Source organism: Roseivirga sp., assembly GCF_034669765.1.
Taxonomy (GTDB): Bacteria; Bacteroidota; Bacteroidia; order Cytophagales; family Cyclobacteriaceae; genus Roseivirga.
In genome coordinates this window covers 76,315-92,248 of the sequence record NZ_JAXMOQ010000007.1, presented here as the reverse complement: position 1 = coordinate 92,248, position 15,934 = coordinate 76,315, and the positions used below count along the sequence as shown (strand labels likewise).

Below are 15,934 nucleotides of genomic sequence, written 5' to 3'. Positions count from 1 at the left end.
ATTGCATTAGTATTTCGATACAAAAATAGGGTTTGATATTAATTAATCCCTCTAAGCTTCTAAATTTGTATTTATGCAGAATATCCTTGTTACAGGTGGTGCTGGTTATATAGGTTCACATACAGTGGTTGAGCTCCATAATGCGGGTTATAACCCTATTATAGTCGATAATTTATCTAATTCTAGAAAGTCAGTTTTAAATGGACTAAAGAACATTACGGGTAAAGACTTTACTTTTTATCAAATTGACTGCAATAACAAAGAAGCTTTTAGACAAGTTTTTAAAGCACATGAGATTTCAGGCGTAATACACTTCGCTGCATATAAAGCAGTTGGAGAATCAGTTGCAAAGCCTTTAGACTATTACGAAAACAATGTAGGCTCACTAATGACCCTTATTCGTTTGATGAAGGAAGAAGAAGTTGAAAAATTAATTTTCTCTTCATCGTGCACGGTTTATGGCCAACCTGACCAACTCCCTGTAACAGAACAAAGTCCTAAGAAAACAGCAGAATCCCCATACGGGAACACAAAACAGGTCTGTGAAGAAATCATTGAAGACACATCAATTTCTGATAAGTCATTTCGAGCCATTGCCTTGCGTTACTTTAATCCTGTGGGAGCACATCCATCCTCCGAGATTGGAGAATTACCTTTAGGTATCCCAAATAATTTGGTCCCTTTTATCACTCAAACTGCGGCAGGCTGGAGAGAACAACTTACCGTGTTTGGGGATAATTATGATACTGAAGACGGCTCTTGCGTGAGAGATTATATTCATGTTGTGGATTTGGCCAAAGCCCATGTTAAAAGCTTAGCGTATTTAACACTCCATTCAAAATTGTCTTTCGATATCTTCAATATTGGAACAGGAAGAGGCAATACCGTTTTGGAAATGGTGAATACATTCGAAGAAGTCTCTGGAGTTAAGTTAAACTACAAAGTGGGTGAAAGAAGAAATGGAGATATAGAAAAAATCTATGCTGATGTTACCAAATCGACTGAGACTTTAGGTTGGCAAACCGAAAAGTCATTGAAGGATTCACTAAAAGACTCTTGGAATTGGCAAAAGACATTAACTAAAGATATTTGATACTTATCTAATATAAGTTAACGCCCATCTGAGAAATCGGTGCATTCAACTAATTTCAATTAATAGGACCCTTATTTATCAAACCTTTGTCAAAAAAAAATAAGTAATGAAAATAGCAGTAGTAGGAACTGGTTATGTAGGTTTAGTAACAGGAACATGTTTTGCCGAAGTAGGTATTGACGTAGCTTGTATTGATATTGATCAAAAGAAAATTGACGGTCTTAAAGAGGGCGTAATGCCCATATATGAGCCTGGTTTGGAAACCATGGTGAAAAAGAACTATGACAAAGGCCGTTTACATTTCTCTACAAATTTAGCAGAGAGCATTCAAGGTTGTGAAACTGCTTTTATTGCCGTAGGAACTCCTCCAGGTGAAGATGGAAGTGCGGACTTAAAATATGTTTTGGCCGTAGCCAGATCCATTGGTGAAAATATGAATAACTACATGGTAGTGGTCACCAAAAGTACCGTACCAGTAGGGACAGCTCAAAAAGTAAAAAAAGAAGTAGCAGAGGCTTTAAAAAGAAGAGGAGTAGACATTCCATTTGATGTTGCTTCCAACCCCGAGTTCTTAAAGGAAGGTGCTGCGATTGCAGATTTCTTAAAGCCCGATCGAATCGTTGTGGGTGTAGAATCAGAAAAAGCCGAAGAAATGATGAAAAAGCTTTATAAGCCTTTTCTTCTTAACGGACACCCTACCATTTTCATGGACGTGCCATCTGCTGAAATGACTAAATATGCCGCAAACTCGATGCTTGCCACTAAAATTAGCTTCATGAACGACATTGCTAACCTCTGCGAGATCATGGGTGCCGATGTAAACATGGTGCGCAAAGGTATAGGCAGCGATAATCGGATTGGAAATAAGTTTATTTACCCAGGAGTAGGTTATGGAGGATCTTGCTTCCCTAAGGATGTAAAAGCCTTAATTAAAACAGCAGAAGATAATGGATATACCATGTCCGTTTTAAAGGCCGTAGAAGAGGTAAATGAACGTCAGAAATCTGTAATGGTCACGAAGGTTAAGTCCCACTTTGGAAGTGACTTAGCTGGTAAAACATTTGCGGTATGGGGTCTTTCTTTTAAACCTAAAACCGATGATATGAGGGAAGCCCCTTCTATTGTAATCATCAATGCATTATTGGAGATGGGAGCCAAAATAAAAGTTTATGACCCAATTGCAATGGCAGAAGCTAAACACGACCTGAAAGACACTGTCACCTACGCAAAGGATGAATATGACACACTTATCGATGTAGACGCCTTGCTTTTGGTTACAGAATGGCCAGAGTTCAGAGTTCCAAACTTTGATGTTGTGGCAAGATTGATGAAATCAAAAGTGATTTTTGATGGAAGAAATATTTACGACAAGGAAGAGGTTAAAAGTCTTGGTTTCGATTACTACGGCATAGGTATATAATTATGAAAAGAGTTTTAATTACAGGCGCGGCAGGGTTTCTTGGTTCTCATTTATGTGATCGTTTTATAAAAGAAGGATATCACGTAATTGGTATGGATAACCTTATTACTGGTCACTTATCAAATATTGAGCACCTTATGCCCCTAGAGCAATTTGAGTTTCATCACCATGATGTTTCAAAATTTGTTCATGTAGCAGGTAAACTCGACTATATACTTCACTTTGCCTCTCCTGCAAGCCCAATTGACTACCTAAAGATTCCGATTCAAACTTTGAAAGTTGGCTCTTTGGGCACTCATAACCTTTTAGGATTAGCGCTAAATAAGGGTGCTAGAATGCTAATTGCTTCAACTTCAGAAGTATATGGTGACCCGATGGTTCACCCCCAAACTGAAGAATACTATGGTAACGTAAACCCAGTTGGCCCAAGAGGTGTTTATGATGAAGCTAAAAGGTTTCAGGAAGCAATAACCATGGCATACCACACCTATCACAAGTTAGAAACTCGAATCGTAAGAATATTCAACACCTATGGGCCACGTATGCGCCTGAATGATGGCCGTGTATTACCAGCCTTTATTGGCCAAGCTTTACGCGGTGAAGATTTGACAATCTTTGGAGATGGCTCTCAAACAAGGTCTTTCTGTTATGTTGATGACTTGGTAGAAGGAATTTATAGACTTTTATTATCAGACTACGCACACCCCGTAAATATTGGCAACCCTGATGAAATTACTATTTCTCAATTTGCTGAAGAAATCATCAAATTAACAGGAACTCAGCAAAAGGTGATTTATAAGCCATTACCAAAAGATGATCCAATGCAGCGACAACCTAACATTGACAAAGCCAGAGACATACTAGGATGGGAGCCTAAAATATCGCGTGCTGAGGGACTAAGAATAACATACGATTATTTCAAGTCATTTTCAGAAGAGAAGCTTTTCGATAAAGATCACAAGAATTTTGACCACTATATAAAATAAGCCTACAACTAAGGCTTGTTATTTAGTGTCTCAATTACATGCTCACAAAAATAATCTTAATCCTATTTGCCCTGTTCTATGGGCCATTTTTATACGGATTCCAATATTCGAATGACTCAATTCAAAAATCACATACCCTTGTAGTAAAACAGGGATTAATCTCGTCAACAAATGGTTCAGTACCGTTCTGGATGCGAGGAAATAATAGTCAGCGTTTTAAAAATGGGGAGGCAAATTTTGTCTATAGTAATCTCTTTCTTAATAAAGACATAGGTAGAACAAATAACCTCAACTATTTCTATGGGATTGAGTGGTCAGGGATTGCCTCTGACAAAGAATATGGAAACTTAATTCAAAATTATATTGGGCTAAGTTACTCAAGCTTTATTTTTACTGTCGGCCAAAAAGAAGAGTTTTTCGGTTACAACCCAGCACTCGGTTTTGGAAATCTCGTGAATGGAAATAATTCACGCCCAATCCCCAAGTTATCCTTACAAACTCGTGATTGGTTTCCACTCATCAGTTCCTTTCTTAGTGTAAAAGGATATATTGCCCATGGATGGCTTGAAGCTGACAGGTATCAAAGTGGTGCTCTTCTTCATGAAAAATATCTTCATTTCAAATTTAATACAGAAAGCCTGCCCATTCAGTTTAATTTTGGAATAACCCATAATGCGCAGTGGGGAGGTCAAAACCGTGAGAATAACCTAAGACAGCCTACAGGGTTTTCCAATTTCATGCGGATTTTACTTGCGAGCAAGGGGGGCCGGAATGCTCTTGACACAGATAAGATCAATGCCCTTGGCAACCACCTTGGCACATGGGATCTGCTGTTAAAAATTAACATTAGTGAAAATTGGACTATAGAAAGCTATATTCAATGGTTATGGGAAGATGGTTCTGGGTTGAAACCAAAGAATTGGAATGCTGGGGTATATGGGTTTTCTATAAACCAGATAGATGAATTGGGTTCTTTAAATAAACTAGGAGTTGAGATAGTTAATACCTCTAATCAAGGAGGCTCACTTAGTGGGCTTGGCGCAGGCCCTGATAATTTTTTAAATAACAGTGTTTATCGAAATGGATGGACCTATAATAGCCAGCTCATTGGGAGTCCTATTTTCCTCATTATCAACCCAGAAAACACGCTTAGCAATACGATAAATAATGTAATAACTGGCCTCAGTTTTTACTCTCAAGGCCACATTCGAAATTTTAAATATACTCTTTCATTTAGGCAGTTCGTAAATTTTGGAAGGAAGCATATACCGCTAAACACCGCTTTAGAGCTTAGCTCCGTTGCACTAAACACTAGTATTAATATCAAAAAAAATAACTTATTAATTGGTACAGAATACAACTGGAGCAATTACGCTCCTCCACATATTGGTTTTAGGGTAGAGTTTCAGAAAGAAATTATGCTGAGAAAAAGATAATCTAAAAAACTCTCAACATCAAAACTAGTAAGCCAGCTTTTGCCCCTTCATCAGAGCATAAATTGTAAGAAAAATAATTTTAATGTCTAATACGAAAGACCAATTCTGAAGGTAAAACCTGTCCAGTCTCACCCTAGAATTCATTTGATAGTAATCGGTTATCTCGCCTCTAAAGCCCATGGCTTGCGCCAAGCCCGTAACTCCTGGCTTATAAGCATGTCGCTTAGCATACTTTTCTATTTTACTTTCATAAGCCTTGTTGAGAGAAAGTGGATGGGGCCTTGGTCCCACAATTGACATGTTACCAATCAATACATTGAAGAATTGCGGAAACTCGTCCAAGCTTGTTTTCCGTAAAAAAGTACCAAACCTGGTTATCCTTGGATCATTCTTACTGGCCCAAACGAAATCAGATTCATTATTTTTCACCATGGTTCTGAATTTATAACAGTAAAATGGCGTATTCCCTTTACCATGCCGGAGTTGTTTAAAAAGAATTGGCCCTTTGGATTCTAACTTTATAATCAAGCCAAATACAGGGTACATCCAACTTAGAAAAAACACAAAAATCAGAAAAGCAAATACCACATCGAAAGCACGTTTCACAAAAGTGTTTACCTTGGCATCTAGTGGTAAGTTATTAACGTCAATTACTGGTACCGCATCATACCTTCGAAGCACAAAGTTCTTAATCGCTTCGGTTTTGAATTCTGGTAAGAGTTTTACTCTTTTTAAACTACTCTCTCCAATCTCAATTGCCCTTTCTAATACATATTTGGGAGCTCTCTCACTCACATAAATATGATCTACATTGTCAAGATTTGCCTTCAGAAAATCTTTGAAGTCTCCCAAATATGAATACTCCTGATTCTTGCTATTAGGATCTCCATAAAACCCAAGACATCTTATTCCATAGTGGCTTTTCTTTTTAAGCGTCTCAAATAACTTAGTCCCTAGGTCATCATAACCTAGTATAATGGCATACCTGATATTACCACCAAATTCCCTGTACTTATCTAGCACAAGATGAACCGAAACCCTATAAATGGTTAACCAAAGGAAGAGAAGCAGAACTAAAGTGGTCAAAAAATGACGTTCCAAAGATTCAGATTCAGAAAACAACCAAAAAATTGAAATAACAGAGATGAAAATGAATACGCTAAAAAAGGCTTTTTTAAATGTGGTGTAGTAACTTACTGCTCTGCCAATTTTATAATCTTTATTCAGGTATGAAATAATCGGCCAAGTAGACAAATAAATTGTCAATAATAAGAGGTACGGTTTACTAACAACAAACTGACCCTCAGCTACATACACTGAACTAAAGAAAATGATTGTTAAAACAATCATTTCCCCTAACACAAATAAATACGGAAAGTATCTGTTAAACCTTTTTCTCACCACTTGAGAATTATTTTTATTTCAATTATATCACAAAAAAAATATTGCCACAAAGATATTAAAACAAGCCAAACCTTTCACATGTTGTGCCTTGAATTAATAATTTGACAATCTATATAGGGCAGAAAGTTCAAAGCCAACAGCCTGATACAATTGCCCAAAATCGTTTGCAAGCCTTATATTCAATGACAATGGCTTTATTTCAAGCACTTGTTCGTAATTAACTTCAATAGAAGTATACCATTGTTTTTTAGCTGGTAGAAAAACATATTCAAAATTAGGGTCTCTATCTATCCCTCCCCAATTAAATCTACCCTCATACAACCCCGCATAAGTACCGAAGTTTTTTGAGTATGTCAATAACCCTTTATAGGTAATTTTAGAAGTAAAGCTTCCCTCAATCCCTATATGTAGTGCTGATAATCTATTGTTAGCAATAGCCACACCGTAATCTGGATACGGTTCAAGAAAGTTAAGTGTATGCTTAAAAGTTAAAATCAATGGATTTCCAATTACTTGATCATGGTATGTCCAACCCGAACGATACAAATAGTTATTGTAGATATCATCTCTTTCACCAAATTCATTGTTCCTGTTTTCTTCTTCCGTTTGAATATCATCTGTGGGATCTGGAAGTCCACGTCCACTCTGCCATTTTGTTCTTACCACCTCGATATAGAGCTTATTTACTAAAGATTGGTCCTCTGGCAAAGCCCATTCCAACCCAATTAAAAAATCCTTAAAGCTTATGAATTGGATACTACCGGCATCTTCAAATGGCTTTTGATAATTTAGGCTCAGTGTATGATCTCCTACTCTTTTTTTGAAGATGAATTCTGTTAAACCAAGATGATTACCAATGGCATTTCCCTCGCCAGCGCTTGTACCATCTGGATTATGAATGCCTCTCCCCATAAACACCCTGAAATAGTCGTTTAAACTACTCGGCTGTTTATCTCCTTGAGGTGAAATACCCCCATACTGAGCAAAATGAACAATCCCAGATGAGATTTGTAAACCAATTAAATCGTCTAAATCAATCATCCCATAAAAGGTCTTACCATGCAAGAGCGCTTTTGAAATGTACCGATCTTTTTCCATCCACCTTTGACTCAAAGAACCTCTAAACTTCAAATAACCATGCGTGAAAGGAACTGACTTGTATTTATTCAAGCTAATTTCAAGCATTGGAATTGGTAGTGCATTTTCGCTCAATGCCAGTGACCCAGATGACAGATCAGCGTGTAAACCGCCATATGTTTTTTTGACTCTTCCAGCGCTAAATTCCCAGTCTTCAAATTTTGCCCCTAAATAAAGGGTTGATAATCTTTCGTTTCTAAAACTCAAGCCTGAAGAAAGCGTCCAAGACTCGCTCATTATTCTTTTATACTGTAGCTCCCCTTTCAGAAAGACAGGCGCATCACCATCAACTTCGCCATACTGGTTATTAACAAGGTAATGAGGAGCAAAGCTCTTGGAGGAGAGAAGAGTTCCTGATTGAATTTTCAGGTCTAGCGTGTCAAGTTTAGCTGAAACATCCTGAGCCAGCGTCACTTTATAAAGAATCAGGAATATGCCTAATAAAAAGAGTCTCAATACAATTAATTTTAATCCTTCAAATATATCAAATCCCACATGTATTTCTCTAGTCGATCTTTATTTTAAGAAGGATCTTATTCATAATAATGAGCATGAAAAACTTATGGCTTCAAAATTAATCTTAAGTATTACTGTTGCTCCTGTTACTTTACTCTGCATATTTCATGGCATTTCTTACTTATTCAGAATAAGTTTCCCATTTTTGATGGTTCCTTAACAATTATAAACCTGCGTTTACTGATTAAATGAATAGAAAGTCCATCAACTATATCTTTTGCGCTTTTGCTTTGTTATGTTTTTCGTGCGAGGACATTGTACCCGAGGAAGATCTTATTTACTTCAACGACTTTGATAATGGGGATTACGCAGGTATTTCAGGCGTGAAGATTTCAAGCTTTGATGGCGATTTTGTGATGGGTAATTTCAATAATAATGGATTTCAACTTTCTTTAGATAATTTACCTGATCATGAATATGTAAGAGTTTCCTTCGATCTGTATATTCACGATTCTTGGGATGGAAATACAAACGGAACAAACCCTTTGGGAGAAGACCATGACGCTTGGATATTAGAATTTGATCCAAATGAAAACCTAAAATCCTCTGAAAAATTATATTTCGAAACAACATTTTCGAACGGGCTATGTATTCCTGGCTTCTGCTATAGCCAATCTTACCCGCGTGAGTTCCCCTTTCCAAATGACTCAAAATTAGAGGCTTTTTCTACCAGTCTTCCGGGTCTTTGCGCATGGAAAGATTCTCCAAATGGCACATCTCTATACAAGTTTGACAAAGTCTTTCTACATAAAAGAAATAGTACAACTATAAGTTTTTATGATAGATTAGTACAACCAAATTCCGATAACCCATTATGTGATGAAAGCTGGTCTTTAGACAATTTATCGATAAGCGTTTTTAAGAAAAGATGAAAAAAATAATATTGTTAATCTATACTTTCTTACTTTTTGGCAGCCATCTATTTGCCCAAACGATCCCTTTAGGATCAGCGGTTGTCCAAGATTATTTAAGAAGACAGCAGCTACTTGGGAATCTTGATTCTTCATTTTCATTTAATTATCGACCATTAGTCTTTGGAAAGAACGGTCTTAAGGTCGACTCCTTAGTATTTGATACCAATAACTACTTTAAAACCATCACTAGTTTTGATGGTAACAAGGGCAAATTAAAAGTTTTACCCCTAGATTTCAGGCTAGCCTATGATAGCGATCATCCTGATAGCAGAAATGACGGAGCAATGATTCGCTCAAGAGGTTTTCAAACCTATTTAAGTGCGGGAATATATTCGGAGTGGGGTCCGCTTACAATTCAGTTGAAACCAGAATTAATATTTGCAGAAAATAATAGATATCAGGGCTTCCCATTTAAGCCTCGCCATTTTGAGAGTACATGGCAATCTAGGTATGTGTTTTTTAATCGGATAGATGAACCTGAACGCTATGGAGATGGTAATTATACACAAGCCACACTTGGCCAGTCAAGTATACGGCTAAATCAATGGGGTTTATCTTTGGGTCTATCCACTGAAAATATTTGGTGGGGGCCAGCCATACGTAATAGCTTAATGATGAGCAATAATGCTCAGGGATTTCCGCACATAACCTTTAACACTCAGCGACCAATTAAAACTATCATTGGCTCATTCGAAGGACAAATATTGACAGGCCAACTTAAAGCGTCTGGATTTAACCCTCCCTATGTTGACTCCCTATTTAGCGGACAAGTACAGTTTGCCCCAAAACCGAATGATTGGCGTTATTTTCAGGCAATAAGTTTCTCTTATTCCCCAAAATGGATTCAAGGGCTTTCATTTGGAGTGACAAGATGGGTTCAGCAGTATTACGCAAATGCCAAAGCAGGAAAAGACTATTTTCCTGCGGTTTCTGGCATATTTAGGGGAAAAGACCCTAACGAATTTGGATCTGAATTACGACAAGATGAGGCGGCAAGCCTTTTTGGACGATGGGTCTGGTTTGATTCTAAAGCCGAAGTATATTTTGAATTTGGAAAGAATGATGCTGCCATCAACTTAAGAGATTTATTAGTTGACTCCGATCACTCAAGAGCCCTAACCATAGGCTTCAATAAGCTATTTCCAACATCCAAGAAAGATGAATTTTACCAATTCAATTTTGAATTAACGCAAATGTCACAAACGGAGAGCAGGTTTTTTAGAAATGCTCTATCCTGGTATATCCATGGTGTTGTTCGAGATGGGTATACGAATAATGGAGAGGTGCTTGGCTCAGCCTTGGGCCCAGGGGGTAATGCACAATATCTCGAAGTTTCGTGGGTAAAAGGTTTAAAGCGGATTGGCGGAGCCGTTGAAAGATATGTTCATAATAACGACTTTGCTACTTTCACTTTCTCGGGTGATTTCACAAGGTATTGGGTGGATTATAACCTACATGGTTTTGTTGAATGGCAATTTGACAAACTATTACTAAGAGGTTCCTTATTCTACACTAAGTCACTGAACTATCAGTGGGAAGTTATATTTGACCCTAATGCTTCTCCATTTCCTTACTATCCAGGGAAAGATCGAGATAACTTTAATTTAGACATCAACTTGGCTTACACCTTTTAAGAAGGCATTCTCAGTACCCATGAATCATGTATTTCCTGAAAGGTAGTTCTTAGGTCCTTAGTGATATCCCAATTTGGATAATGATCCTTCATTTTGCTTAAATCCGATATGTAGCAAATGTGATCTCCTGAACGGTTCTGCTCAGAATACTTATACTTCATTGGTTTCCCTGAAATTTCAGAGATCAAATCAAAAGCTTCGAGAATTGAGACGGAGTTTGATCGTCCACCACCTAGATTATATACTTCGCCAATCCTCGGATTCATCAAGAACTCTTCAATAAATCTTGCCACATCATACGAGTGTATATTATCACGCACCTGTTTTCCTTTGTATCCAAAGATTGTATATTCTCTTTCTATCAAATTACACTTGATTAGATAACTGAGGAAACCGTGCAATTCAACACCACTGTGGTTTGGACCAGTTAAACAGCCTCCTCGCAGACAGCAAGTAGGCATGTTAAAGTATCTGCCATATTCTTGAACCATCACATCCCCCGCCACCTTTGAGGCGCCAAAAATGGAGTGCTTTGATTGGTCAATTGTGAAGCTCTCTTTTATACCATTGTAATACTCATCGTCCGTATAATCCCATCTCTTTTCATGCTCAGTAAGGTTAAGACTATTTGGTGCATCGCCATATACTTTATTTGTTGACATATGAACAAAGGGTACACTAGTAGAAACTCTTCTTAGCCCTTCCAAAAGGTTTAAGGTGCCCACGGCATTAACATCAAAATCATCAAAGGGCCTCGAAGCCGCCAGATCATGGCTAGGTTGTGCTGCAGCATGAACAATTGCATCGGGCTTAACTTTCTGTAAAAAGTCACCTACTTCAGCTCTATTCCTAATATCAATTACATGATGCGTATAATTGCCGTACGACTCTTCTAATCTTTTAGCATTCCATTGAGTATCACCTGCACTGCCGAAAAAATCGGCCCTCATGTTATTGTCTATTCCAATAACCTCCCAATTTCTTTGGGCGAAAAAACTCACAACTTCACTGCCTATTAAGCCTGCAGAACCCGTTACTAATAATCGATTCATAATGTATGATTAAATGTTTTTCAAAGAGATCGGACTAATACGGCCTCCTTAAAAAATACCTATGTTTAATAAATTTTAATATAAAATGACTATTTGTTATAAAATACCTTTTTGCTAATCTTTTTGGCTCCTGAGCTAGCCTATATAACCACTCGAGTCCATTTTTCTGCATCCAACTAGGCGCCTGTTTTACCGTTCCTGCATGGAAGTCAAAAGCGGCACCAACGGCCATCATAGCGGCATTCACCTTACCTTTGTGGTGAGCCACCCAAAACTCTTGCCTTGGGCAACCTCGGCCTACAAGTACTATGTTTGCTCCACTACTATTTATTTTCTCAATATCTTCAAGATCTTCCTCAGTAGTTGCCTCTCTAAATCTATCGATATGTACCCCGCATATATCCACGTCTGGATAGTCCCTTTCAATAAATTCTTGAAATTTAGATAAGGTATGTTCAGTACTTCCGTAAAGGTAAACTTTCAAAGCCTTTTCATTTGCTTTTTTCAGCACCCAGAGCGTGAGCTCTGGACCATAAACCCTATCCTGCATTCCTAGTTTATAGAAACTATTGAGCGCCCACCTCACAGGTTGGCCATCCGGAACTATTAGGTCAATATTGTTTATTACTTGCCCCAATTCAGAATTGGTAATGCTAGTCATCAATCCATGCACAGCAAGGGCAGAAACACCGAAACTACATCTTTGAATACCATTTTCCACAATGATTTCTGAAGCGAGTTCATAATCTACATTCGCATATTCAGGTACAAATAATTTATACTTCTTAAACGGTAGGCTCATTTCAGTTTTGTCTCAATTACTTTAACGTTTTAAAAATTATGCAGCTCCTAATTAACTTGATTAAGAATCGTAGATGCAGCTTTCAAAACAGTTTTCACTTCAATACTATTCATATTCTGAAATTGATATGGCAAGTTATATAAATCTCGATATTCAAAAGCTTGATTTGAGAAAACAGCTACTTGGCCAGGGTTTAGAGAGTATCTTGGATTTGTAGGTCCATAAAGAATAACAGATGGCACATTAAATACCCAAGCCGCTTGTTCGGCAAACGAGTTTACTCCAATTAGCAGTTTGGCATGCTTTACTAAAAGTAAGCTTTCATAAATATTAGTTTTACCCCTGAAGTCTACCACTCCTTCTAAAGGGGCATTATCTTGTGTGCCAATATGATAAACGGCATAACCCATAGCCTTGAGCTCTTCCACAAGGTGTAACCATTTATTTTGATCCCAATTTTTCTCTTGAAACCAAGCACCTGCTCCAGATTGAATAACGAGGTACTTTTTATTCTCAACATGATCTCTTAAAAAGTCTTTATATTCTCTCTCATCAATGGAAATAGCTTGATGATTTTTATGTTCGTTTAATACACCTGCCATTTCCTTCATTATAAGCCTACAGTGAAGTGGTTTCCTTATTGTCCATGGAAAGAAGTCATAGTGGCTGTAGCTCAACCAAATCACGGGAAAAGTTAAACGTGAATGCTCAGTAAACTGTACACCATCAAACACCTCAGGGAATCCCGAGCTCACCAAAATTCTTGCTTTTGGGTATTTATGTTGAATAACCTTAACCACTGATGAAGCCATAATAGCATCTCCAAACCCACCATCTCGAATAATAGTTAGACTCTGGTTATTAAAAAATTTGAGAAAGAACAAAGAGAGTTTAGTAATGAAGTACTTTCTCACAGCCGAAAAATGTTCTCTAATACTATATACTCTGTTCGTTCTCACGCTTATTTATGATAAAACTTGATACTTCTTATTTCTTTGGTAAATGGTTTCTGCATAACCAATAAACCACCATGAAATTAATGATACATATATATATGCTTCAGCGTTAGCTGTGAATAAAGGTAATAGTAATCCGAATTTGACTGAAGCCGCAACGAAGGGAATGACTGCTTCTTGTCTGCTTCTTGATAAGCGGAAAGCCCTCCACGAGTCACGGATACCAAAAAAGAGCATTCCTATGTAAATTAATGCTCCAAGAAAGCCCAGTTGAACACCATAGATCAAGTATTGATTCTCACCACCTACAATCAAGCTTTCTTCGACTCCTCCAGCATTACCGCTCATTGCCAACCCAATCCCCATTGGGTTTGACAACATACTCTCCACTGCTTTTAGCCAATCCACGATATGAGTCAAACTGGAAGAGTTTTGAAATGTAAGTGTATCGATAACAAAATACCGAACTTCATCAGCGGCAAAAAAAGAAATATATAAAACTATACAAACCGCAACGGCAATGGCTGCTTTCAAAATCTTATAATACCTCATTAAAAAAGCTATAAATATGAGCATTAAAAAAAAAGCCACAAATGAAGCTCTAGAATATGCGAGTAAAACACAAATAAATGAACAAGCTAGAATTACAAAGTATTTACTCTTGTTTGTTTTATATGGAACTGAAAGCAAATAAATAGTACTCAAGGCAACCGAAATGAGCATAGAGGATGAAAGCTCCAATGGGTTTGCGAAAAATGAGCCATACCTTGGTCGCCCACCCTCTGCCTCGAAGGTCCAATTAAGACCATACGTACCTACGGGTTCAAAATCCTTCAAATGTAAATTATACTTGGCATAGCCTACTAAAGTATGAAAATGAGTACTGAAAACCCTTTCCAAAATAATCAGCCCACACGCTAAAACAGTCATGATAAATATGACGTTGAAAACTCTATCCCAATACTTAAAGTCAATTTTGATCTGACGACCAAAAAAGTAAAATATCCCTATTAACAAGATATTTTTTAAATAGACGGCTCTATTGGTAAATGTGGCTTCGCCAACACCCAATACAAAGAAGATAAAAGAGAGCACAAGAAAGGAAAGAAAAAGGCCATCCAAAAAAGATATTTCCCACTTCCTATTTAGCATGTTTCTTTGGCCAGATATCCATACACCAAGAGCTCCAAAGATTACAATCTCTTTAGAGTATTGAATCAAATTAACTAAAATAGGCAATTCAAAAGCATCGTAATTAAAGGTTAAAAAAAGTGCATAAATAGGGAAAAAGATTACGGAAAAAAGTAGCACATATTCAAACTTTCCCCTAAGGACAGCATCGAGCACATAGAAAAATAATATGGAATAAAGTATTAAAAGAAAAGTAGCAACGATAGTCATTCGATTATTTTATCATTAAGTCAACTAAACGAGTGATCGAGAGCTCAATACTTCATCATAAAGGTTTATCAAGTTTTCATACCCTTTTTCTTCGGTATAATTTTCCTTATAATCTACATAGGCCCGTTCTCCCAATTGGTTTACCAATGTGGGGTTTTCTTCCATCGTTTCAATAGCATCTATCAACCCACTTTCAATTTCATATTTAAGGCCATTAACCCCATCATTAATCATGGAAGCCATGGCCCCTCTATTTCTTGAAATTACAGGTTTTTTTAATGAAAAAGCCTCAAGAATAACCATTGGCATTCCCTCATAATATTTAGAAGGGAAAATGACAGCTTTGCACTTTCTCATATTTTCCAAAACAACATCTCGGTTTCTTTCCCCTAAGTGTTTGACATTCTTAAAATCACGGAATATCTCTGGATTATCTGATTTACCAATAAGAATGAATTTGGAATGTGTATTTCTTCTAAACAAATAAAGTAAATCCTGAAGTCCTTTTGAATCATTTAGTCTACCAACAAATAGGAAAAAATCTTCCCGAACAGTCACCAAATTATTCTCAGCCAGAAAATTGGGTTTGACCACAACTTTGTCTTTTAAGGTATCTCCAAAAACTTTCTCTTTCTGAAACTCGGTCAAGCATACGTATCGATCAATCAGATTATCCCAAGTTCCTTTATTTCTATGATATTGGATTACATGAGCCTGAGCGGCAGTTGCAAAATATGAGTTTCTATAACACTTAAATTTAATAGAGTTATAAAGGCTCTTATTCAAACACTTTTCACACACCTCCCCATTACGAAATAGAAGGCTATTAGTACATACCATTTTGTAGTTATGCAAGGTCTGAACAACTGGTACATTTTTAGACTTACAAACTTCATAGACAATAGGTGTAATCAAAGGAAATGTATTATGCACATGACAAATATCCGGCTTCTCCTTTTCAATAAATTCTTCTAATTCCTTCCCAATGGATTTTGAGGAGTGAAGAGAACTCAATATTTTGATCTTATCTAATTTTGAATATTTATCCAAATCAGAGTTATCCTTGATAAACTGAATTACACAATGGCCATGACGCTCCAGTATTTTTTTCTCTTCCTCAACAACGGTTTCCTCTCCCGTCTTTCCTTTATATATATTGTGAACTTGGAGAATTTTCATTGAA

At 37.1% G+C, this 15,934-nt stretch carries 13 protein-coding genes; 6 read left to right on the top strand and 7 right to left on the bottom strand.

Features of this window, described 5'->3' with window-relative positions; all coding sequences use genetic code 11:
• Nucleotides 1-73 precede the first annotated feature (73 nt).
• From galE to VOI17_RS14455, 4 genes are all read left to right on the top strand, one after another.
• Nucleotides 74-1,093, top strand: coding sequence for a UDP-glucose 4-epimerase GalE (gene galE, locus VOI17_RS14470; RefSeq protein WP_323757940.1), 1,020 nt, complete (start codon nt 74-76; stop codon nt 1,091-1,093).
• Nucleotides 1,094-1,199: 106 nt separating this feature from the next.
• Complete coding sequence (locus tag VOI17_RS14465) at nt 1,200-2,513, top strand: UDP-glucose/GDP-mannose dehydrogenase family protein (RefSeq protein WP_323757939.1); 1,314 nt, start codon at nt 1,200-1,202, stop codon at nt 2,511-2,513.
• A gap of 2 nt (nt 2,514-2,515) precedes the next feature.
• Nucleotides 2,516-3,499: a UDP-glucuronic acid decarboxylase family protein gene (locus VOI17_RS14460; protein ID WP_323757938.1), complete on the top strand. Its 984-nt coding sequence runs from the start codon at nt 2,516-2,518 to the stop codon at nt 3,497-3,499.
• Nucleotides 3,500-3,537: 38 nt separating this feature from the next.
• Complete coding sequence (locus tag VOI17_RS14455) at nt 3,538-4,935, top strand: capsule assembly Wzi family protein (RefSeq protein ID WP_323757937.1); 1,398 nt, start codon at nt 3,538-3,540, stop codon at nt 4,933-4,935.
• A gap of 24 nt (nt 4,936-4,959) precedes the next feature.
• Here VOI17_RS14455 and VOI17_RS14450 read toward each other — a convergent pair whose 3' ends face one another.
• Nucleotides 4,960-6,285 carry an exopolysaccharide biosynthesis polyprenyl glycosylphosphotransferase gene (locus tag VOI17_RS14450; RefSeq protein WP_323757936.1) on the bottom strand — a complete coding sequence of 442 codons (1,326 nt, stop codon included), beginning with the start codon at nt 6,283-6,285 and terminating at the stop codon, nt 4,960-4,962.
• Between the two features lie 147 nt (nt 6,286-6,432).
• Nucleotides 6,433-7,932 (bottom strand): capsule assembly Wzi family protein, encoded by a 1,500-nt coding sequence (locus VOI17_RS14445; RefSeq protein WP_323757935.1) that lies wholly within the window; start codon nt 7,930-7,932, stop codon nt 6,433-6,435.
• A gap of 248 nt (nt 7,933-8,180) precedes the next feature.
• Here VOI17_RS14445 and VOI17_RS14440 point away from each other — a divergent pair, with 248 nt between their 5' ends.
• Both VOI17_RS14440 and VOI17_RS14435 read left to right on the top strand, forming a co-directional pair.
• Nucleotides 8,181-8,864, top strand: a complete 684-nt coding sequence (locus tag VOI17_RS14440) for a hypothetical protein (RefSeq protein ID WP_323757934.1) — start codon at nt 8,181-8,183, stop codon at nt 8,862-8,864.
• Nucleotides 8,861-10,540, top strand: coding sequence for a capsule assembly Wzi family protein (locus VOI17_RS14435; RefSeq protein WP_323757933.1), 1,680 nt, complete (start codon nt 8,861-8,863; stop codon nt 10,538-10,540). Before VOI17_RS14440 ends, VOI17_RS14435 begins: the two co-directional genes overlap by 4 nt.
• Here VOI17_RS14435 and VOI17_RS14430 read toward each other — a convergent pair.
• From VOI17_RS14430 to VOI17_RS14410, 5 genes are all read right to left on the bottom strand, one after another.
• Complete coding sequence (locus VOI17_RS14430) at nt 10,537-11,592, bottom strand: NAD-dependent epimerase/dehydratase family protein (protein ID WP_323757932.1); 1,056 nt, start codon at nt 11,590-11,592, stop codon at nt 10,537-10,539. The two genes, VOI17_RS14435 and VOI17_RS14430, sit on opposite strands and share 4 nt — an antisense overlap.
• Before the next feature lie 34 nt (nt 11,593-11,626).
• Complete coding sequence (locus VOI17_RS14425; RefSeq protein WP_323757931.1) at nt 11,627-12,394, bottom strand: WecB/TagA/CpsF family glycosyltransferase; 768 nt, start codon at nt 12,392-12,394, stop codon at nt 11,627-11,629.
• A 47-nt stretch (nt 12,395-12,441) separates the two neighbouring features.
• The gene (locus tag VOI17_RS14420) at nt 12,442-12,996 is read right to left on the bottom strand and encodes a glycosyltransferase family 9 protein (protein WP_323757930.1); all 555 of its coding nucleotides are present in this window, start codon (nt 12,994-12,996) and stop codon (nt 12,442-12,444) included.
• A 363-nt stretch (nt 12,997-13,359) separates the two neighbouring features.
• Nucleotides 13,360-14,751, bottom strand: coding sequence for an O-antigen ligase family protein (locus VOI17_RS14415; protein WP_323757929.1), 1,392 nt, complete (start codon nt 14,749-14,751; stop codon nt 13,360-13,362).
• Nucleotides 14,752-14,775: 24 nt separating this feature from the next.
• The gene (locus tag VOI17_RS14410; protein WP_323757928.1) at nt 14,776-15,930 is read right to left on the bottom strand and encodes a glycosyltransferase family 4 protein; all 1,155 of its coding nucleotides are present in this window, start codon (nt 15,928-15,930) and stop codon (nt 14,776-14,778) included.
• Nucleotides 15,931-15,934: the final 4 nt, after the last annotated feature.